18 protein-coding genes and 1 pseudogene are annotated in these 19702 nt (G+C 74.4%); 17 read left to right on the top strand and 2 right to left on the bottom strand.

All coding sequences use genetic code 11. The features are described from left to right. From LE181_RS28885 to LE181_RS28835, 11 genes and pseudogenes are all read left to right on the top strand, one after another. Nucleotides 1-167: pseudogene (locus LE181_RS28885) on the top strand (biotin synthase BioB); the annotation flags it as partial. Continuing rightward, nucleotides 160-1464 (top strand): adenosylmethionine--8-amino-7-oxononanoate transaminase, encoded by a 1305-nt coding sequence (locus LE181_RS28880; protein WP_225664461.1) that lies wholly within the window; start codon nucleotides 160-162, stop codon nucleotides 1462-1464. The pseudogene LE181_RS28885 and the gene LE181_RS28880, both read left to right, overlap by 8 nt. Nucleotides 1465-1552: 88 nt before the next feature. Continuing rightward, a complete protein-coding gene (gene bioD, locus LE181_RS28875; protein WP_225664460.1) occupies nucleotides 1553-2266 on the top strand; it encodes a dethiobiotin synthase in 714 nt (237 codons plus the stop codon). Between the two features lie 84 nt (nucleotides 2267-2350). Then, the gene (locus LE181_RS28870) at nucleotides 2351-3031 is read left to right on the top strand and encodes a class I SAM-dependent methyltransferase (protein ID WP_225664459.1); all 681 of its coding nucleotides are present in this window, start codon (nucleotides 2351-2353) and stop codon (nucleotides 3029-3031) included. 114 nt (nucleotides 3032-3145) lie between these two features. After that, a complete protein-coding gene (locus tag LE181_RS28865; protein WP_225664458.1) occupies nucleotides 3146-4024 on the top strand; it encodes an LLM class F420-dependent oxidoreductase in 879 nt (292 codons plus the stop codon). A 261-nt stretch (nucleotides 4025-4285) separates the two neighbouring features. Further along, entirely contained in the window at nucleotides 4286-5635 is a 1350-nt protein-coding gene (locus LE181_RS28860; protein WP_225664457.1) for a hemolysin family protein, read from the top strand. Then, nucleotides 5632-6645 carry a hemolysin family protein gene (locus tag LE181_RS28855; RefSeq protein WP_225664456.1) on the top strand — a complete coding sequence of 338 codons (1014 nt, stop codon included), beginning with the start codon at nucleotides 5632-5634 and terminating at the stop codon, nucleotides 6643-6645. Before LE181_RS28860 ends, LE181_RS28855 begins: the two co-directional genes overlap by 4 nt. Nucleotides 6646-6703: 58 nt before the next feature. Next, on the top strand, nucleotides 6704-7513 hold the full coding sequence (locus tag LE181_RS28850) for an SGNH/GDSL hydrolase family protein (RefSeq protein WP_225664455.1): 810 nt from the start codon (nucleotides 6704-6706) through the stop codon (nucleotides 7511-7513). A gap of 73 nt (nucleotides 7514-7586) precedes the next feature. After that, nucleotides 7587-9020: an adenylosuccinate lyase gene (gene purB / locus LE181_RS28845; protein WP_225664454.1), complete on the top strand. Its 1434-nt coding sequence runs from the start codon at nucleotides 7587-7589 to the stop codon at nucleotides 9018-9020. Continuing rightward, entirely contained in the window at nucleotides 9017-9571 is a 555-nt protein-coding gene (gene mug, locus LE181_RS28840; protein ID WP_225664462.1) for a G/U mismatch-specific DNA glycosylase, read from the top strand. Before purB ends, mug begins: the two co-directional genes overlap by 4 nt. Before the next feature lie 93 nt (nucleotides 9572-9664). After that, nucleotides 9665-10822, top strand: coding sequence for an ROK family transcriptional regulator (locus LE181_RS28835; protein ID WP_225664453.1), 1158 nt, complete (start codon nucleotides 9665-9667; stop codon nucleotides 10820-10822). 7 nt (nucleotides 10823-10829) lie between these two features. Here LE181_RS28835 and LE181_RS28830 read toward each other — a convergent pair whose 3' ends face one another. After that, on the bottom strand, nucleotides 10830-11579 hold the full coding sequence (locus tag LE181_RS28830) for a GntR family transcriptional regulator (RefSeq protein WP_225664452.1): 750 nt from the start codon (nucleotides 11577-11579) through the stop codon (nucleotides 10830-10832). A gap of 188 nt (nucleotides 11580-11767) precedes the next feature. On the opposite strand from LE181_RS28830, the gene LE181_RS28825 reads away from it, so the two are divergent. After that, nucleotides 11768-12526, top strand: a complete 759-nt coding sequence (locus tag LE181_RS28825) for an SDR family oxidoreductase (RefSeq protein WP_225664451.1) — start codon at nucleotides 11768-11770, stop codon at nucleotides 12524-12526. Between the two features lie 43 nt (nucleotides 12527-12569). Here LE181_RS28825 and LE181_RS28820 read toward each other — a convergent pair whose 3' ends face one another. Beyond that, complete coding sequence (locus LE181_RS28820; RefSeq protein ID WP_372458531.1) at nucleotides 12570-13463, bottom strand: RNA polymerase sigma-70 factor; 894 nt, start codon at nucleotides 13461-13463, stop codon at nucleotides 12570-12572. A 135-nt stretch (nucleotides 13464-13598) separates the two neighbouring features. Here LE181_RS28820 and LE181_RS28815 point away from each other — a divergent pair, with 135 nt between their 5' ends. The 5 genes from LE181_RS28815 to LE181_RS28795 all read left to right on the top strand — a co-directional run. Next, complete coding sequence (locus tag LE181_RS28815) at nucleotides 13599-14429, top strand: alpha/beta fold hydrolase (RefSeq protein WP_225664449.1); 831 nt, start codon at nucleotides 13599-13601, stop codon at nucleotides 14427-14429. Between the two features lie 108 nt (nucleotides 14430-14537). Continuing rightward, nucleotides 14538-16106, top strand: coding sequence for an alkaline phosphatase D family protein (locus tag LE181_RS28810; RefSeq protein WP_225664448.1), 1569 nt, complete (start codon nucleotides 14538-14540; stop codon nucleotides 16104-16106). 64 nt (nucleotides 16107-16170) lie between these two features. Continuing rightward, nucleotides 16171-17532 carry a dihydrolipoyl dehydrogenase family protein gene (locus LE181_RS28805; RefSeq protein WP_225664447.1) on the top strand — a complete coding sequence of 454 codons (1362 nt, stop codon included), beginning with the start codon at nucleotides 16171-16173 and terminating at the stop codon, nucleotides 17530-17532. Between the two features lie 141 nt (nucleotides 17533-17673). Continuing rightward, nucleotides 17674-19059, top strand: a complete 1386-nt coding sequence (locus LE181_RS28800) for a GNAT family N-acetyltransferase (RefSeq protein WP_225664446.1) — start codon at nucleotides 17674-17676, stop codon at nucleotides 19057-19059. 49 nt (nucleotides 19060-19108) lie between these two features. Next, a partial coding sequence (locus tag LE181_RS28795) for a DUF885 family protein (RefSeq protein ID WP_225664445.1) occupies nucleotides 19109-19702 on the top strand: 594 nt, incomplete at its 3' end.

Below are 19702 nucleotides of genomic sequence, written 5' to 3'. Positions count from 1 at the left end.
GCTGCGGTACGGGCGGCGGCTGCGGCCCGTGCGGTGACGGCGGCGCGGCGGATGCGGGTGCGGGTGCGGGTGCGGCGGCCGAGCCGGCGCCGGCGGGCGAGGCCCGTTCGGACCTGGTCGCCGTGCGCCGCCGGGGCGCGGGAACGGACCTGCCGCCCAATGCCTGAGCCGCTCACCGCGAGTGACCTGCTCGCCCTGGACAAGCAGCACGTGTGGCATCCGTACGGTCCGATGCCCGGCCGGGTCGATCCGCTGGTGGTCGAGTCCGCGTCCGGCGTCCGGCTGCGGCTGGCCGGGGAGGCCCACGGCTCGCGCGAGCTGGTCGACGGCATGTCGTCCTGGTGGTCGGCGATCCACGGCTACAACCACCCGGTGCTCAACGCCGCCGCCCAGGACCAGCTGGGGCGGATGAGTCATGTGATGTTCGGCGGGCTCACCCACGAGCCCGCCGTGCGGCTGGCCGCCAAGCTGGTGGAGATCACGCCCGAGGGGCTGGAGCACGTCTTCTTCTCCGACTCCGGCTCGGTGTCGGTCGAGGTGGCCCTGAAAATGTGCCTCCAGTACTGGCGGTCGGCCGGAAAGCCGCACAAGCAGCGCCTGCTGACCTGGCGCGGCGGCTATCACGGCGACACCTGGCAGCCGATGTCGGTGTGCGACCCGGACGGCGGCATGCACGCGCTGTGGTCCGGTGCGCTGCCCGAGCAGATCTTCGCGGACGCACCGCCGACCGGCTTCGACGCCGAGGTCGATCCGGCGTACGCGGCGCACGTGCGGGAGCTGATCGCGCGGCACGCCGACGAGCTGGCCGCGGTGATCGTCGAGCCTGTGGTGCAGAACGCGGGCGGCATGCGCTTCCACTCCCCCGGCCATCTGCGGATGCTGCGCGAGGCGTGCGACGAGTACGACGTGCTGCTGATCCTCGACGAGATCGCCACCGGCTTCGGCCGTACGGGCGCGCTCTTCGCGGCGGATCACGCGGGGATCACCCCCGATGTGCTGTGTCTGGGCAAGGCGCTCACCGGCGGCTATCTGACGATGGCGGCGACGCTGTGCACGACACGGGTGGCGGAGGGCATTTCCCGGGGCGAGGTCCCGGTGCTCGCGCACGGCCCGACGTTCATGGCCAACCCGCTGGCGGCGGCGGTCGCCTGCGCGTCCCTCGACCTGCTGCTGTCCCAGGACTGGCAGGCGGAGGTCAAGCGGATCGAGGCCGGCCTGCTCGACGGTCTGGCCGGGGCGGCGGAGTACCCGGGGGTCCGCGACGTACGGGTGCTCGGCGCGATCGGCGTCGTCCAGCTCGATCACGAGGTGGACATGGCGGCGGCGACCCGGGCGGCGGTGCGCGAGGGAGTGTGGCTGCGGCCGTTCCGCGACCTCGTCTACACCATGCCGCCCTATGTCACGGGCGACGAGGACCTGGCCCGGATCTGTGCGGCGGTGCGCGCCGTCGCCCGCGAGGGCTAGAGCGAAACGCCGTCCGCGCAGGGCTGGCGGCGCAGGACCGGCGCCTGCCGCGCGTGCGGCGGTGCCCTGGTGGAACGGAGGGGACGTCATGTCGGTCATGGTGGTCACGGGGACGGGCACGGAGGTCGGCAAGACCGTGGTGACGGCCGCCGTGGCGGCGGCGGCGCTGGCCGCCGGACGTTCGGTGGCGGTGCTCAAACCCGCCCAGACCGGGGTCGGCCCGGACGAGCCGGGGGACGTCGCGGAGGTGCTGCGGCTCGCGGGGCCCGTGACCGGTACGGAACTGGCCCGATTCCCCGAGCCGTTGGCGCCCGCTACGGCCGCCCGGCGGGCGGGCCTGCCGCCCGTGCGGCCGCAGGAGATCGCGCGGGCGGCGGCCGGGCTGGCCGCCTCCCACGACCTGGTGCTGGTCGAGGGCGCGGGCGGGCTGCTGGTCCGGCTGGACGACGCCGGTGCGACGCTCGCGGACGTGGCCGGGCTGCTGGACGCGCCGGTGCTGGTCGTCGCCCAGGCGGGTCTGGGCACGCTCAACACCACCGAGCTCACCGCCGAGGCGCTGCGTTCGCGGGGGCTGCACTGCACGGGCGTGGTCATCGGCAGCTGGCCGGCCGACCCGGACCTGGCCATGCGCTGCAACCTGGCCGACCTGCCGGAGGTGGCCGGGGCGGGACTGCTGGGCGCGGTGCCGGAGGGGGCGGGCGCGCTGCGTCCGCAGGACTTCCGCGAGGCGGCGCCGTCCTGGCTGACGCCGGAGCTGGGCGGCACCTGGGACGGTGCGGAGCCCTGCGGGGCGTTCCGCTGATCCGGGAGCGCAGGGGAGGGAAGCCCCGTCCCTGGGAAGAATCGACGTAGCCGTCGTATTCCCGGCCCCGGGAAGGGGTATGACATGCCGTTCCGCAGCACCAGAACGCCGCACGACGTGGTGCATCACCCGCTCTTCGCCCGCCTCTACGCGAGGCTGAGCCCGGTCGTGGACGAGCGCGCGGGCGTCGGGGCCCACCGGCAGGCGCTGCTGACCGGCCTGTCCGGGCGGGTCATCGAGATCGGCGCCGGCAACGGGCTGAACTTCCCCCACTACCCCGGCACCGTCTCGGAGGTGGTGGCCATCGAGCCGGAGCGCCGGCTGCGGCGGCTGGCGGTGGAGGCGGCGGTCCGGGCGGGGGTGCCGGTGGACGTGGTCCCGGGCGCCGCCGAGGCGCTGCCGGTCAAGAGCGAGGCGTTCGACGCGGCCGTGGTGTCCCTGGTGCTGTGCTCGGTGCGGGATGTGCGGCGTTCGCTGGCGGAGCTGCGGCGGGTGCTGAAGCCGGGCGGTGAGCTGCGCTTCTTCGAGCACGGCATCGCGCAGGGGCGGGTGCTGGCGCAGGTGCAGCGGTCGCTGGACCGCACGGTGTGGCCGCTGGTGTTCGGCGGTTGTCACACGGCCCGCGATCCGCTGGCGTCCATCGAGGCGGCCGGCTTCGAGATGGGGGACTACCGACGGCTGCGGGTGCCGCGCACCAGGGTGCCCGTGCCGTCCTCACCGTGCGTGCTGGGGGTGGCGCGGAGGCCGGCCGAGCCGGGGCCGTGAGCCGGTTCCGGACGGCCTCGGTCGGGTGAGTTCCCTCACGAACGCGTGCACCCCACAATAAGCGGAGTCACCCTCCGGTACGTTGATCGTCAACGACACTCCAGGGGGTTCGCCATGTCCCGTCCGTTCCGTTTCGCCGTCAACATGCTCGACACCGGCTCGTCCGCCGCATGGCGTGCCAAGTGCCGCAAGGCCGAGGCCATGGGCTACGACGTCATCCTCGTGCCGGACCACCTCGGCATGCCCGCCCCGTTCCCCTCGCTGGTGGCCGCCGCGGAGGCCACGGAGCGGCCGCGGGTGGGCACGTTCGTGCTCAACGCCGGGTTCTGGAACCCGGCGCTGCTCGCCCGCGAGGTGGCCACCACCGACCAGCTGACCAGCGGCAGGCTGGAGTTGGGGCTGGGCACCGGCTACGCCAGGGCCGAGCACGACGGCGCCGGCCTGCCGTTCGGCTCGCCCCGCGAGCGGGTCGACCACCTGGAGCGCACGATCACCGAGCTCGACCGGCTGCTGGGCGATCCGGAGCACCGGCCGGCGACCGCACAGTCGCCGCGTCCCCCGCTGCTGCTCGGCGGGAACGGCAACCGGGTGCTGCGGCTGACGGCGCGCCACGCGGACATCGCCGCCTTCACCGGGGCGCAGACGGGGCCCGACGGCACCCTGCGGCTCATCAGCCCGTCCGCGCTGGAGGAGCGTGTGGCGGCCTACCGCGGCTTCGCGGCCGGCCGCAGCACGCCCGCCGAGCTGAACTACCTGGTGCAGCGGGTGGAGGTCGGCGGCGACGGGCTCGCCAGGGCGCACGAGCTCGCCGCCCTCGCCCCGGACTTCCCGGCGGAGGAGCTGCTGGAGCACCCTGCCGTGCTGGCCGGCACCGCACGCGAGATCGCCGAACGCGTGCGCGGCCACCGCGAGCGCTACGGCTTCACCTACTTCACGGTCCTGGAACCCTTCATGGACGCGTTCGCCCCGGTGATCGAGGAACTCCGGAGCTGATCCGCCTGCGCCCCGGGAGCCGGTCCGGCCCTCGCCTCCGGCTCCGGGAGCTTGTCTGGCCTTCGCCTTCGGCTCCGGAAATGATCCGGCTTTCACTTTGCCCGTCCTTTACCCTGGACGGACACAGGCCCGGCCACGGGCCGTCGAGACCCTCAGTGAAAGGTGTGAGCGTCCGCCCATGGGCGAGCCCCCCAGTAGTCCCCGGAGCCGACATCGCGCGGTCCTTCCGTCCCTGCCCGATCATGGGACGGAGGTGAACCGATGACCGAAGTCCTCCTCCTGGTGCTGGCCGTGCTGCTGACGCTCGCCTGTGCCGTGTTCGTCGCTGCGGAGTTCTCCCTCACCACCGTCGAGCGCGCCGAGCTCGAACGGGCGGTCGACAGCGGCGAACGCGGCGCGGAAGGCGCCCTGAAGGCCGTGCGGAGCCTGACCTTCCAGCTCTCCGGGGCCCAGCTCGGCATCACCGTCACCGGCCTGATCATCGGCATGATCTCCAAGCCGTCCATCGCGGCACTGCTGACGGGGCCCGCCGAGGCCCTCGGCCTGCCGCCCTCGGCCGCCTCCTCCACGGCCCTGGTCCTGGGCACCGTGCTCTCCACGGTCGTCCTCATGGTCGTCGGCGAGCTCGTCCCCAAGAACTGGGCGATCTCGCGCCCGCTGCCGGTGGCGAAGAAGGTCGCGGGCCCGCAGCGGGCGTTCAGCGCGGCCTTCCGCCCGCTGATCCGCCACCTGAACAACAGCGCCAACCACGTCGTGCGCCGCATGGGCCTGGAGCCCGCGGAGGAGCTGGCCACCGCGCGCGGCCCCCAGGAGCTCGCCGCGCTGGCCCGCCACTCCGCCAAGGAGGGCGCCCTGGAGGCGGACACCGCCGAGCTGTTCGTGCGGACCCTCAACCTCGCCGGCCTCACGGCCGAGAACGTCATGACCCCCCGCGTGCAGGTCATCGCGCTCGACGCCCGGGCCACGGCCGAGGACGTCGCCAACGCCACCCGGGCCACCGGCCTGTCCCGCTTCCCCGTCTACCGCGGCAGCCTGGACACGGTCATCGGCATCGCCCACATCAAGGACGTGCTGACCATAGCCGCCGACCAGCGCCTCCACCGGCCCGTCACCACGCTGCTGCGCCAGCCGATGCTCGTCCCGGAGTCGCTGACCGTCGACCGGCTGCTGGACCGCTTCTCCGCCAAGCGCAGCATGGCCGTCGTCATCGACGAGTACGGCGGCACGGCCGGCGTCGTCACCCTGGAGGACATCATCGAAGAGGTCGTCGGCGAGGTCCGCGACGAACACGACCCGCAGGAGCTGCCCGACCTGGCACCGGCCGGCACGGACGACGAGGGCCGCAAGCAGTACGACGCGGACGGCGCCGCCCGCACCGACCATCTGGAGCACATCGGGCTGCGGGCGCCGGACGGCCCGTACGAGACCCTGGCCGGCCTGGTGGCCGCCGCCCTCGGCCGCATCCCCGTGGAGGGCGACACCGTCGAGGTCGCCGGCTGGCGCATCGAGGTCACCGACGCCGGCGGCCGGCGCGCGGCCCGGGTGCTGCTCACGGCCCCCGCCGCGCCCGGCGCCGACGACGCCCGCCCCGGTGAGGAGGCCGGCCGATGACCGCGGTCCAGCTGTTGATCGGGCTGGCGACGCTGGTCGCCAACGCCTTCTTCGTGGGCGCGGAATTCGGCATGATCTCCGTGCGCCGGGGCCAGATCGAGCCGTACGCGGACGCCGGCGACCGGCGCGCCCGCAGCGTGCTGTGGGGCCTGCGGCACATCTCGGCGCTGATGGCCGCGGCACAGCTCGGCATCACCCTGTGCACGCTGGTGCTGGGCGTGGTCGCCGAGCCGGCCATCGCCCACCTGCTGGAGCCGCTCTTCCACGCCGTGGGCCTGCCGCAGGGGCTCGTCCATCCGGTGTCGTTCGTGATCGCGCTGTCCGTCGCGACGTACCTGCACATGCTCTTCGGCGAGATGGTGCCGAAGAACATCGCCCTCGCCGAGCCGGTGCGCACCGCCCTGCTGCTGGGCCCGCCGCTCGTGACGCTGGCGCGCGCCCTGCGCCCGTTCGTCTTCGCGATCAACCGGCTGGCCAACGGCGTGCTGAAGCTGCTGCGGGTCGAGCCGAAGGACGAGGTGGCGGCGGTCTTCTCGGACGACCAGCTCGCCCGCATGGTGGCCGACTCCAGCGAGGCCGGCCTGCTGGACGAGCGGGCCACCGCCCGGCTGCGCGACGCGCTCGGCCTGGGCAAGCGCCCGGTCGAGGACGTGGTGCTGCCCATCGAGCGCGTGGTCGCCGCCCGTTTCGGGGTGACCCCCGACGAGCTGGAACGGCTCGCCGCCTCCACCGGGTTCTCCCGCTTCCCCGTGGTCGACGACGCCGGGCGCATCCTGGGCTACCTGCACGTCAAGGACGCCCTCGACGCTACCTCGCGCGAGACACCCTTCCCGCTGCGCCGCATGCGCCCGATCGCCCGGGTGCGGGCCGACACCCCGCTGGACGACGTGATCGGGGCGATGGGCCGCACCGGCGCCCACCTGGCCGCGGTCATCGGCGAGGACGACCGCCTGGCCGGCCTGGTCACCCTGGAGGACGTCCTGCGCCAGCTGGTCGGCCTGCGGCAGTGATCCCGTCCCCGGGCCGGTGCCCCCGGCCCGGGGACGGCAGCGGTAGGATCACGGCGCCATGCCGATGAATGCCACGTACACGCACACCAGCTTCGTCGCCGTCGGCGACTCCTTCACCGAGGGCATGTCCGACGGCCTGCCGGACGGTTCCTACCGCGGCTGGGCCGACCTCCTCGCCGCCCGCCTCGCCGCCCGGACGCCAGGCTTCCGCTATGCGAACCTCGCGGTGCGCGGCAAGCTGATCGGTCAGATCGCCGACGAGCAGGCCGCCCCGGCCGCCGCCATGGGCGCGGACCTGGTGACGCTCGTGGGCGGGCTCAACGACGTGCTGCGGCCGCAGTGCGACGTGGACCTGGTGTGCGCGCGGCTCGCCGAGGCGGCGGACCTGCTGGCCCCGAGCTGCCGGCAGCTGGTGCTGATGCGCAGCCCCGGCCGGCGCGGACCGGTGCTGGAGCGCTTCCGGCCCCGCATGGAGCAGCTCTTCGGCTTCATCGACGAGCTGGCCGGGCGGCACGACGCCGTGGTCGTCGACCTGTTCTCGTCCGAGGCCCTGGGCGACTCCCGGCTGTGGGCCGAGGACCGGCTGCACCTGAACGCCGAGGGCCACCGGCGGGTGGCCGAGGCGGTGTGGCAGGCGCTCGGCCACGCGCCGGAGTCCGACTGGCGCGAGCCGCTGCCCCCGCTCGTACGCCCCGGCTGGGCCGCCCGCCGCACCTCGGACCTGCGCTTCGCCCGTGAGCACCTGGCCCCGTGGATCGGCCGCCGCCTGACGGGCCGCTCCTCGGGCGACGGGCGTCCGCCCAAGCGCGCCGAGCTGCTGCCCTTCGAGTCGCTCCCGCTGCCCGGGAACGGGTCGCCGCTTCCGTAGCGCGCCTTTCGTAGCAAGCCACAAACCGGGGTGCTGTCCGGATCTGCGCGAACCGCCAGTAGACTTTCGCCACGTGACTGCAAAGCCCCGCATCCCCAATGTCCTGGCCGGCCGCTACGCCTCCGCGGAGCTCGCCGTGCTGTGGTCCCCCGAGTACAAGGTGACGCTGGAGCGGCGGCTGTGGCTCGCCGTGCTCCGCGCGCAGAAGGACCTGGGGATCGAGGTGCCGGACGCCGCCCTCGCCGACTACGAGCGGGTCCTGGACCAGGTCGACCTGGCCTCGATCGCCGAGCGCGAGAAGGTCACCCGGCACGACGTGAAGGCCCGCATCGAGGAGTTCAACGCCCTCGCCGGCCACGAGCACGTGCACAAGGGCATGACCTCCCGCGACCTCACCGAGAACGTCGAGCAGCTGCAGGTCCGGCTCTCCCTGGAGCTGGTGCGCGACCGCGTCGTCGCCGTCCTGGCCCGGCTCGGGAAGCTGGCGGCCGAGCACGCCGAGCTCGTCATGGCGGGCCGCTCGCACAACGTCGCCGCGCAGGCCACCACGCTCGGCAAGCGCTTCGCCACCACAGCCGACGAGCTGCTGGTCGCCTTCGCCCGCACCGAGGAGCTGCTCGGCCGCTACCCGCTGCGCGGCATCAAGGGCCCGGTCGGCACCGCCCAGGACATGCTCGACCTGCTCGGCGGCGACGCCGCGAAGCTCGACGAGCTGGAGCAGCGGATCGCGGCCCACCTAGGCTTCGCCCACGCCTTCACCTCCGTCGGCCAGGTCTACCCGCGCTCGCTCGACTACGACGTGGTCACCGCGCTGGTCCAGCTGGCCGCCGCGCCCTCCTCGCTCGCCAAGACGATCCGCCTGATGGCCGGTCACGAGCTGGTCACCGAGGGGTTCAAGCCCGGCCAGGTCGGTTCGTCCGCCATGCCGCACAAGATGAACACCCGCTCCTGCGAGCGCGTCAACGGCCTGATGGTCATCCTGCGCGGCTACGCGTCCATGACCGGCGAGCTGGCGGGCGACCAGTGGAACGAGGGCGACGTCTCCTGCTCGGTGGTGCGCCGCGTGGCGCTGCCGGACGCGTTCTTCGCGCTCGACGGCCTGCTGGAGACCTTCCTGACCGTGCTCGACGAGTTCGGCGCCTTCCCGGCCGTCGTCGCCCGTGAGCTCGACCGCTACCTGCCCTTCCTCGCCACCACCAAGGTCCTCATGGGCGCGGTGCGGGCCGGGGTCGGCCGCGAGGTCGCCCACGAGGTCATCAAGGAGCACGCCGTGGCCTCGGCGCTGGCGATGCGCGAGCAGGGCGCCGAGCGCAACGAGCTGCTCGGCAAGCTGGCCGCCGACGAGCGCATCCCGCTCGACCGTGCCGGGCTCGACGCGCTGATGGCCGACAAGCTGTCCTTCACCGGCGCGGCCGGCGACCAGGTGGCCTCCGTGGTCGCCCGGATCGAGGAGATCGCCAAGCGCCACCCGGAGGCGGCCGCCTACGCCCCCGGAGCGATCCTCTGACCCGCTCGTTCACGCGCGAGGAGCTGGAGGCCGCCCGCGACCGTCTCGTACCGGACGTGGTCGCGGACGGCCTCCGCGTCCTTTTCTGCGGCATCAACCCGGGCCTGATGTCGGCCGCCACCGGCCATCACTTCGCCCGCCCGGGCAACCGCTTCTGGCCCGCCCTGCACGCCTCGGGCTTCACGCCGCGGCAGCTGAGCCCGGCGGAGGAACGGGAACTGCTCGACCACGGGCTGGGCATCACCAACGTCGTCGCCCGGGCCTCCGCACGCGCCGACGAGCTGAGCCCCGTGGAGTTCCGCGAGGGCGGGCGGGTTCTCGTCGAGAAGGTGAAGCTGCTGCGGCCCCGCTGGCTGGCGGTCGTGGGTGTCACCGCCTACCGCGTCGCCTTCGAGGACAAGGGCGCGAGGATCGGCCCGCAGGAGCGGACGATCGGCGACACCCGGATCTGGGTGCTGCCCAACCCCAGCGGGCTCAACGCCCACTGGCCGCTGCCGAAGATGGCGGAGGAGTTCGGGCGGCTGCGCGCCGCCGCGGGCCGGGCCCCGTAGGCACCGCCGGGTGAGTCCCGTCACTCGCCGCTCCGCCGTGCACCGGATACGATCCGTGCAGGCAAAGGCCACGCAAAGCGAGGAGGCGGCACGTTGGGGCGGCTCACCGGCGGGGATCCGTCTCTCCTGCGGCGGATCAATTCGGCCGTCGTGCTGCACGCGCTGCGCGCTGCCCAGGCACCCACGCTCACCGACCTGGTCAAGGTGACGGGGCTGTCCCGGCCGACCGTCGAGGGCGTGGTCGAGGGGCTCATCGCCTCGGGGCTGGTGGTGGAGGCGGCCGCCGACGAGACCGCGGCACGCCGTCAGGGGCGCCCGGCGCGGCGCTTCCGCTTCCGGGTCGAGGCCGGCCATCTGCTCGGCATCGAGATCGGGCCGCACCGCATCGCGGCGCTGCTCGCGGACCTGCGCGGGCGCGTGGTGGGCTCGGCGCACGTGGAGGTCTCGGCCACGGCCCCCGCCGACGAACGCCTGGAGCACGTGCGCACCGCCGTCGCCGACCTCCTCAAGCGGGCCGGGGTGCCGCGCAGTTCGCTGCGCGCGGTGGGCGTGGCCACGCCGGGCATCGTGGAGGCGGACGGGACCGTGCGGCTGGGAACGGCGCTGCCGCAGTGGACCGGACTGCCGCTCGGGGAGCGGCTGCGGCGCTCGTTCCGCTGCCCCGTGCTGGTGGAGAACGACGCCAACGCCGCCGCCGTCGCCGAGCACTGGAAGGGCGCGGCGACCGCCTCCGACGACGTGGTGTTCGTGCTGGCGGGGCTGAGCCCGGGCGCCGGTTCGCTGATCGGCGGCCGCCTGCACCGGGGTTTCGGGGGCGCCGCCGGGGAGATCGGCGCGCTGCACCTGCTGGGACGGGAGGCCACCCCGGAGGAGGTGCTGTCCACCACCGGGGAGCCGCTGCACCCGCTCGACGAGGCGCAGGTGGCACGGGTGTTCACGCTGGCCGCGCAGGGCGACGAGCGGGCCCGGGCGGCCGTGGACCGCTATCTGCGCCGGCTGGTGCACGACGTGGCGGCGCTCGTGCTGGCCCTCGACCCGGAGCTGGTCGTGGTGGGCGGCTGGGCCGCCGGACTGAACGGCGTCCTGGAGCCGCTGCGCAACGAGCTGGCCCGCTACTGCCTGCGGCCGCCGCAGGTGGCGCAGTCGCTGCTGGGCGAGGCCGCGGTGGCGACGGGCGCGCTGCGGCTGGCCCTCGACCACGTGGAGGCGCAGCTCTTCGCGGTCGAGAGCTCGGTGACGGCGCGCCGCTGAGCGATCGTCAGCCCGCGAGGAGCTGGACGGCCGCGCCGCCGGCGTCCCCGAAGGTGAGCCGGCAGGTGTCGGCCCGGTAGGTGGCCACGGCGACGGCGGCGGTGCGGCCGCCGGAGACGTAGCGGGTGGTCACGAGGAGGACGGGGGCGCCGGGGAGCCGGTCGAGCTGCTTGGCGTCGTCGGCGCGGGCGGATCCGAGCTCCACGGCCCGCTCCTTGCCCTCCAGTTGCAGGTGCTGCAGCGCGCGCAGGACGGCGCGGGCACGGGCCGGGCCGGCGGGCGCGTCGATGGCGGCGAGGGCGGGCACGCTGCTCGCCGGGACGTAGAGCAGCTCCGCGGCGACGGGCTGGCCGCGGGTCTTGCGGGCGCGGCGCACGGTGTGGACGACCTGCCCGGGCTCGGTCTCCAGGAGCCGGGCGACCGCGGCGGGCGGCGCCTCCTCGGTGCTGTCGACGGGCTGCCAGGCGTCGGCAGCGGCGCCGGGCCAGGTGTGTTCGGCGTCGGCGACGGCCACTCCCATGCGGGGCGGGGCCACGGTGGTGCCGACGCCGCGGCGGCGCTGCAGCCGGCCCTCCAGCTCCAGCTGTTCGAGCGCCTGACGGAGCGTGGCACGGGCGACGCCGAAGCGGGCCGCGAGCTCGCGCTCGTTCGGCAGGATCTCTCCCACGGCGAACTCGGAGTCGAGTGCGTCACTGAGGACGGTCTTCAAGTGCCAGTACTTCGGCTCCGGCACCGATTCCAGCTGCGTGGTCCCCACCCTGATCCTCCGCAAAGGCTTTTTGCGCGCTTCTTTATTAAAGGTTGTTGCAGTATGCCTGCGACCATAGGGCGGCGGGGGCACTTGGTCAAGACCAATGACACCCCGCACCGGGCGTTGTCAGAGGGCTCGGGTACCGTCGGTAATCATCGGATCGCCATGAGCGGGAAAGAAGCGGGGGACGGGCGATGGAGCAGGTGCGAGAGCGCGTCACGGTGGTCACCGGGGGCAGCAGGGGCATCGGGGCGGCGGTGGCGCTGCGGCTGGCCCGCGCCGGGCACGCCGTGGGCATCGGCTACGAGCGGGCGCACGAGGCCGCGGAGAAGACGGCGGCCGCCGTGCGCGAGCACGGCGTCGACTGTGTGGCCGTTCAGGTGGACACCAGCGACGAGTCGCAGGTCGACGCCTTCTTCGACACCGTGCGGGACCGGCTCGGGCCGGTGACCGGCCTGGTCAACAACGCCGGGATCACGGGCCTGTTGGGCCGGTTCACCGAGACTCCGGTGGAGCGGATGCGCAGGGTCGTGGACGTCAATGTGCTGGGCGCGATGATCTGTGCCCGCCGGGCGGCCCTGGAGATGTCCACCCGTCACGGGGGTGGCGGTGGCGCCATCGTGAACATCTCGTCGGGTGCGGCGACGCTGGGCAGCCCCGGCGAGTACGTGCACTACGCGGCGAGCAAGGCCGCGGTGGACGCGCTCACCGTCGGGCTGTCCAAGGAGCTGGCCGCGGAGGGCATCCGGGTCAACTCGGTGCAGCCGGGGGCGGTCGTGACCGGCATCCACGCGTCGATGGGCGACGCGGAGCGGCCGTGGCGCATAGCCGACCGGATCCCCATGGGCCGCCCCGGGGAGCCGGAGGAGGTCGCGGGGGCGGTGGCCTGGCTGCTGTCGCCGGAGGCGTCGTACACCACCGGTGCGGTGCTGCGCGTGGCCGGCGGGTTGTGACCCGCCCCGGCGCGGCGCGGCGGCCGGCCGGGGCGCGGGGCCGTCAGGAGGCGAAGCCCGTCAGCTTGTCGGGGTTGCGGATGAGGTAGATCTCGGCGATGCGGCCGTCCACGATCTCGATGCTCATGAAGGTCTCGGGCCTGCCCTGGGAGAGCACCAGCAGCGCCGGGCTGCCGTTGACTTCGAGGAAGCGGACCTCCGGGTCGGGCAAGGGATTGCCTCCCACGGCCACGAGGAAGCGTCCGACCTTGTCGGCGGTCTCGATGACGCGTCGCGGGGCCTTGGCCTTGCCGCCGCTGTCGCTGACGAGGCGGACGTCGGGGGCGAGCAGGGCGAGCATGTCCTCGATGCTGCCGCCGGTGGCGGCGGCGAGGAAGCGCTCGGTCAGGTCGCGTTGGCGCACGGGGTCGACGTCGAAGCGCGGCCTGCGCTCGTCCACGTGGCGCCGGGCCCGGCCGGCGAGCTGGCGCACGGCCGCCTCCGAACGGTCGAGGACCTCGGCGATCTCCTGGTAGGGGAAGCCGAACGCCTCGCGCAGGACGAAGACGGCACGCTCCAGGGGGGAGAGCGATTCGAGGACGATGAGTACGGCGAGGGAGACCGAGTCGGCGAGCACCGCCCGTTCGGCGGTGTCGGGGACGGTCGTGCCGAGGTCGGTGGCGACGGGCTCGGGCAGCCACGGCCCGACGTACGCCTCGCGCCGCGCCTGCACCTGCCGGAGCCGGTCGACGGCCAGCCGGGTGGTGACGCGCACGAGATAGCCGCGCGGGTCGCGGACGGCCGTGCGGTCCGCGCCGGACCAGCGCAGCCACGCCTCCTGGACGACGTCCTCGGCGTCGGCGAACCGACCCAGCATGCGGTAGGCCACGCCGGTCAGCGTGGTGCGGTGTTCCTCGAAGGCGTCCAGGCCGGTGTCAGCTGCGTTCACACGTCCCATCCCACCCGAGGGGGGCGGGGATTGTCCACGTGAGGCGGCTCTCGTCCCGGCCGGCACGTTCACGGGTCTACCCCGCGGTAACCACTGCTGACATCCTGTCTCGTACGGAGCCCCACGGACGCGAGGAGCTGTGCCATGGCCGAGTCGATCTCCTTTTCCGCCGACACGCCTTCCGGGCCGCGCACGGTGGAGGTGGTGTACGAGCGGATCGGCGGCGGCGAGCCGCTGGTGCTGCTGCACGGCATCGGTCACCACCTGCAGGTCTGGGACCCGGTCGTCGGCATCCTCGCCGCCGAACGCGACGTGATCGCCGTCGACCTGCCGGGCTTCGGCCTCTCCCCCGGCCTGCCCGACGGCATCTCCTACGACCTGCGGGGCGTCGTCCCCGTGCTGGGCGCGCTCTTCGACGCCCTGGGCCTGGACCGGCCGCACGTCGCGGGCAACTCCCTCGGCGGTCTGCTCGCCCTGCAGCTCGGTCACGACAAGCGCGTGCGCAGCGTCACCGCCCTGTCCCCCGGCGGGTTCTGGAACGAGGCGGAGCGCCGCTACGCGTTCGGGATGCTCCTGGCCATGCGGCACGGCGCGCTGCGGCTGCCGGACCACACGGTGACCCGGCTGGCCCGCACCTCCGTGGGCCGGGCGGCCCTGGTCAGCCCCATCTACGCCCGGCCGGGCCGCCGTTCCCCCGACGCCGTCGTCGCCGAGACCCGGGCGCTGCGCGAGGCGACCGGCTTCGAGGCCACGCTCGCGGCCGGTCGCCGGCTCCGGTTCACCCGCGACGTGCCGGACGTTCCGGTCACCATCGGCTGGGGCACCAGAGACCGGCTGCTGGTGCGCGGCCAGGGCGTGCGGGCCAAGAAGGTGATCCCGTCCGCCCGGCTCGTGCGACTGCCCGGCTGCGGGCACTGTCCCATGAGCGACGACCCGGCGCTGGTGGCCCGCGTCATCCTCGACGGCTCGCGCTGACCGGAGTTCACGTCCCGTTCGGTTGCCGGGCACACGGGCCCGGTAGGAACGGTCCCGCACACGACGACGAGGACGACGGCCGGGGGCCGGGCACAGGAGGTTGGGCCGATGGGTTACGGAACCGGACCGGCGGTCGGCCGGCGGGCGGTGCTGCGCGGCTCGGCGGCCGTGGCGGGGGCGGCGGCCCTGCCGCCCCTGGCCGCGGCGCCCGCCCAGGCGCTGTCGGGACGGCCGGGCGCCGGCTGGGGCGTCCAGGCCGGGGACGTCACCGCGTCCTCCGGGCTGATCTGGGTGCGCTCGGACCGCAGGGCCCGGATGGTCGTGGAGACCTCGGCGACCGAGTCGTTCCGTTCGGCCCGCCGGCGGAACGGGCCGCTGGTCGGGCCGGACACGGACTTCACCGGCCGGACGGCCCTGCACGGCCTGCCGCCCGGCGAGCAGATCCATTACCGGGTGCTGCTCGCCGACCCGGACGACCCCCGGCGCACCGGCCGGCCGGTGTACGGCACGTTCCGCACGGCCCCGGCCGGCCGCCGGGACGTGCGCTTCGTCTGGTCGGGCGACCTCGCAGGCCAGGGCTGGGGCATCAACCCCGACCTCGGCGGCTACCGCATCTTCGAGCACATGCGCCGGCTGGACCCGGACTTCTTCCTGTGCAGCGGCGACACCGTCTACGCCGACGGCCCGATCCCCGCGACCATCGCCCTGCCCGGCGGCGGCACCTGGCGGAACATCACCACCGAGGAGAAGTCGAAGGTCGCCGAGACGCTCGCGGAGTTCCGCGGGGCGTTCCGGTACAACCTGCTGGACGACCACCTGCGGCGCTTCAACGCCCAGGTGCCGACCGTCGTGCAGTGGGACGACCACGAGGTGCGCAACAACTGGTACCCCGGCCAGATCCTCGACGACCCGCGCTACACGGAGAAGGACGTCGACGTGCTGGCGGCGCGCTCGCGGCGGGCCTTCTCCGAGTACTTCCCGCTCTCCACGCAGCGCCCCGACGGGGACGGCCGCGTCTACCGGGTGCTGCACCACGGCCCCCTGCTCGACCTCTTCGTCCTGGACATGCGCACCTACCGCAACGCCAACTCCCCCGGCAGACGCCCCGACGACACCCAGGGCATCCTGGGCGACCGCCAGCTCCAGTGGCTCAAGCGGGAGCTGGCCCGCTCGCGCGCGGTGTGGAAGGTGATCGCCTCGGACATGCCGCTGGGCCTGGTGGTCCCCGACGGGCCGGCGAACATCGAGGCCGTCGCCCAGGGCGACCCGGGGGCACCGCTCGGCCGCGAGCTGCAGATCGCCGAGCTGCTGCGGCACGTCAAGCACCGGCGGATCACCGGCACCGTGTGGCTGACGGCCGACGTCCACTACACCTCGGCCCAGCACTACGACCCCGCGCGGGCGGCGTTCCAGGACTTCGCCCCGTTCTGGGAGTTCGTGACGGGCCCGCTGAACGCCGGCGGCTTCCCGGCCGTGAAACTGGACGGCACGTTCGGGCCGGAGCAGCCCTTCGTCAAGGCGCCTGCCGTCGCGAACGTGCCGCCCGGGCAGGACAGCCAGTTCTTCGGCGAGGTCGCCATCGATGCGGAGAGCGGTGAGCTGACGGTGCGACTGCGCGACGAACGGGCGGCGGTGCTGTTCACCAAGGTGCTGCAGCCGGGGCGCGTCGGACAGTGACGCCTCCCCCGCGCAGTGGGAAGGTGGTGGGCACCCGAAGCCGGCGCGAGGAAGGTGCGGTGCTGTGGCCGAAGAGGTGGACGTCGTCGTCATCGGCATGGGGCCGGGCGGCGAGCACGTGGCCGGGGAGCTCGCCGGAGCGGGGCTCGCGGTGGTGGGCGTCGAGGCGGAGCTGGTGGGCGGCGAGTGCCCGTACTGGGGGTGCGTGCCCAGCAAGATGATGATCCGCGCCGGGAACCTGCTGGCGGAGGGGCGGCGGGTGCCCGGCATGGCCGGCTCGGCCCGCGTCGGTGCCGACTGGGCGCCGGTGGCCGACCGGATCCGCGACGAGGCGACCGACGACTGGAACGACCGGGCGGCCGCCGAGCGCTTCACCAGCAGGGGTGGCCGCCTGGTGCGCGGGCACGGCAGGCTGGCCGGGCCGGGGTGCGTCGAGGTGAACGGCGAGGTGTTCCGGGCGCGGCGCGGCATCGTCCTCGCGACGGGCAGCCGGCCGCAGGTCCCGCCGGTGCCGGGGCTGGACGGGGTCCCCTACTGGACCAACCGGGGCGCGATCGCCGCGAAGGAACCGCCGGGCACGCTGCTGGTGCTCGGCGGCGGTGCGATCGGCCTGGAACTGGCCCAGGTCTACGCCCGTTTCGGCACCGGTGTCACGGTCGTGGAGGCCCTGGACGGCCTGATCCCGGCCGAGGAGCCGGAGGCGGGCGCATTGCTGGCCGGGGTGCTGCGCGAGGAGGGGCTGACCGTGCGGACGGGCGCGCGGGCGGCCGAGGTGCGGCACAGCGGCGACGCGTTCACCCTGGTGCTGGCGGACGGCTCGGAGCTGACGGGTGATCAGCTGCTGGTGGCCACGGGCCGCCGCGTGGACCTCGCGGCCGTGGGCGTGGACAGCGTGGGCCTGGACCCGGCCGCCCGCGCCCTGCGCACGGACGGGCAGATGCTGGCGGCGCCGGGGCTGTGGGGCGTCGGCGACGTGACCGGGCACGGCGCGTTCACGCATGTGGCGATGTACGAGGCGGACATCGTGATCCGGGCCGTGCTCGGCGAGCCGGGGCCGGACGCCGACTACCGCGCCCTGCCGCGGGTGACGTTCACCGACCCGGAGGTGGGGGCGGTGGGCCTGACCGAGAAGCAGGCCCGCGAGAAGGGCCTGCGGGTGCGGACGGGGCTGGCCCGGGTGCCGTCCTCGGCCCGCGGCTGGATCCACAAGGCGGGCAACGAGGGCCTGGTCAAGCTCGTCGAGGACGCCGACCGCGGCGTGCTGGTCGGCGCGACCACGGCCGGCCCGATGGGCGGCGAGGTGATGTACGGCCTGGCCGTGGCGGTCCAGGCCGGGGTACCGGTCGAGGCGCTGCGCCACATGATCTACGCGTACCCGACGTTCCACCGCGGCGTGGAGGACGCCCTGCGGGACCTGCGGGCCTGAGTGCCCGGGGCCGTGAGGCCCTCCCCGTTCCCCCGCCCGGCCGTAGGGCGTGAATCGTTCGAGATGCGGGCACAAGGGTCCTTTACCCGCAGGACACAGGACGTTCGTGATCACGCAACACGGCTCGGACAGTGTGGGGACATGACCGACGAGACCTTCGCGAAGAGCTCCGCCCGGCACCGCCACCACTGGCGCCGGGACCTGGTGGAACTGGCCGCCCTGTTCACGGCGGTCGCCACGGCGGACGCCGTCGCCGACACGGTGGTGCACGGGCCCGACGGCCCGGTGCTGCTCATCACCTCCGCCGGCGCGCTGCTCGCCACGGCCGCGTTCCACCTCTGGTGGTCCCGGCGCCGGGGGCACGCCCCGCCCCCGGCCGCCGCAGTGCCCGCAGCCGGCGCCGCCGCGCGGCCGGCTCCGGCCGAGGGCGGCACGGCCCTGTGGCGGATGCGGACGACCGTGCGCGACGAGCCGGGCAGCCTCGCCGCCCTGTGCCTGGCCCTGGCCGGCCGCCACGTCGACATACTCGCCCTGCAGACGCACCCCCTGGCCGACGGCACCGTCGACGAGCTGCTGCTGCGCGCCCCCGCCGCACTGACCCCGGCCGAGCTGGCCCTGGCCGCCGCGGACGGCGGCGGCCGGGAGAGCTGGCTGGAGCGGGCCGACGCCCACGACCTCGTGGACGCCCCCACCCGGATCCTGGGCCTCGCCACCCGCACCGCGCTCGACGCCGCCGAACTGCCGCTCGCCCTGCGCCAGCTGCTCGGCCGCTGCACCATCCACTCCATACCGGCCCGCTCCCCCCGCACCGGCGTCCCGGCCGAGCCCGTGCCCGAGGACGGGGTGTGGGAGGAGACGGTGCTGCGGCTGCGCGACCCCTCCGGCGGGTCGATCACCATCGAGCGCCCCTACCTGCCCTTCACCCCCACGGAGTTCGCCCGCGCCCGGGCGCTGGTCGAGCTCGACGCACGACTGGGCCCGCGCATACCTCCGCGCAGCGACGTCCTCACGCTCCCCGAGGGCAATGCGATCACGGTCCGCCGCGCCGGCGCCGACGACGTCGACGCCGCGCGGCAGATGCACGAGCGCTGCTCCCCGGCGACGCTCAACCGCCGCTACCACGGCCCGGTCGGCGACGCCGACCGCTACCTCCGCCACCTCCTCGGCCCCCGCTTCGGCCGCACCCTGGCGGCCTACACAGCCTCCGGCCGGCTCGTCGCGCTGGGCCACCTGCTGTGGGACGGCGACGAGACCGAGGTCGCGCTGCTCGTCGAGGACGAGTGGCAGCGGCGCGGCGTCGGCGGCGAGCTGCTCCGCCGGCTGATCGCCATGGCCGGCGAGGCGGGCTGCGAGAGCGTCTACGCCGTCACGACGGCTTCCAACACCGGCATGGTCGCCGCCATGCGCGCCCTGGACCTCCCGCTGGGCTACCAGATCGAGGAGGGCACGCTCGTCATCACCGCCCGCCTCGCCCCCAAGGCCGCGCGCACCGCGTCGCGGGCGGCGTCCCGCAGGGCGGACGGCTGACGGGAAAAATCCCCTGACGCGGCCGCCTCCGGCGTACGAGGATGGGCGGATGCCGAACACCACGAACACCCCGCTGCCCCGCCAGGTCGCCGACTCCTACGTCGAGGCGTTCACCCGGCTCGATCCCATCGCCGGCACCTATCTGGGCGTCGCGGAGTGCGGGCCGGAGCTGCCGGACTTCTCCCCGGCCGGGCAGCGGGCCCTGGCCGGCCTGGCCCGTACGACGCTGCAGGAGCTGACCGAGGCCGAGGCGCGGCCAGGGGCGGACGCCGAGGCCGAGCGGCGCTGCGCCCGGCTGCTGCGCGAGCGGCTGACCGCCGGGCTCGCCGTCCACGACGCGGGCGAGCACCTGCGGACGGTGAGCAACATCCACTCGCCGCTGCACTCGGTGCGCGAGGTGTTCACCATCATGCCCGCGGAGACCGAGGACGACTGGTCGGTGATCGCGCAGCGGCTGCGCGCGGTGCCCGCGGCCCTCGACGGCTACCGCGCCTCCCTGGCCGAGGGCATGGGCCGCGGCCTGCCGGGCGGCCCGCGCCAGGTCACCACCGTGCTCGGACAGTTGGAGCAGTGGATCGGCACGGACGGGGGCTGGTTCGCCGAGTTCACGGCCGCCGGGCCGAAGGAGCTGCAGGAGGAGCTG

This window comes from Streptomyces sichuanensis, from assembly GCF_020328095.1.
GTDB classification, from domain to species: Bacteria; Actinomycetota; Actinomycetes; order Streptomycetales; family Streptomycetaceae; genus Streptomyces; species Streptomyces cinnamoneus.
This window is presented reverse-complemented; position numbering and strand designations above follow the sequence as displayed.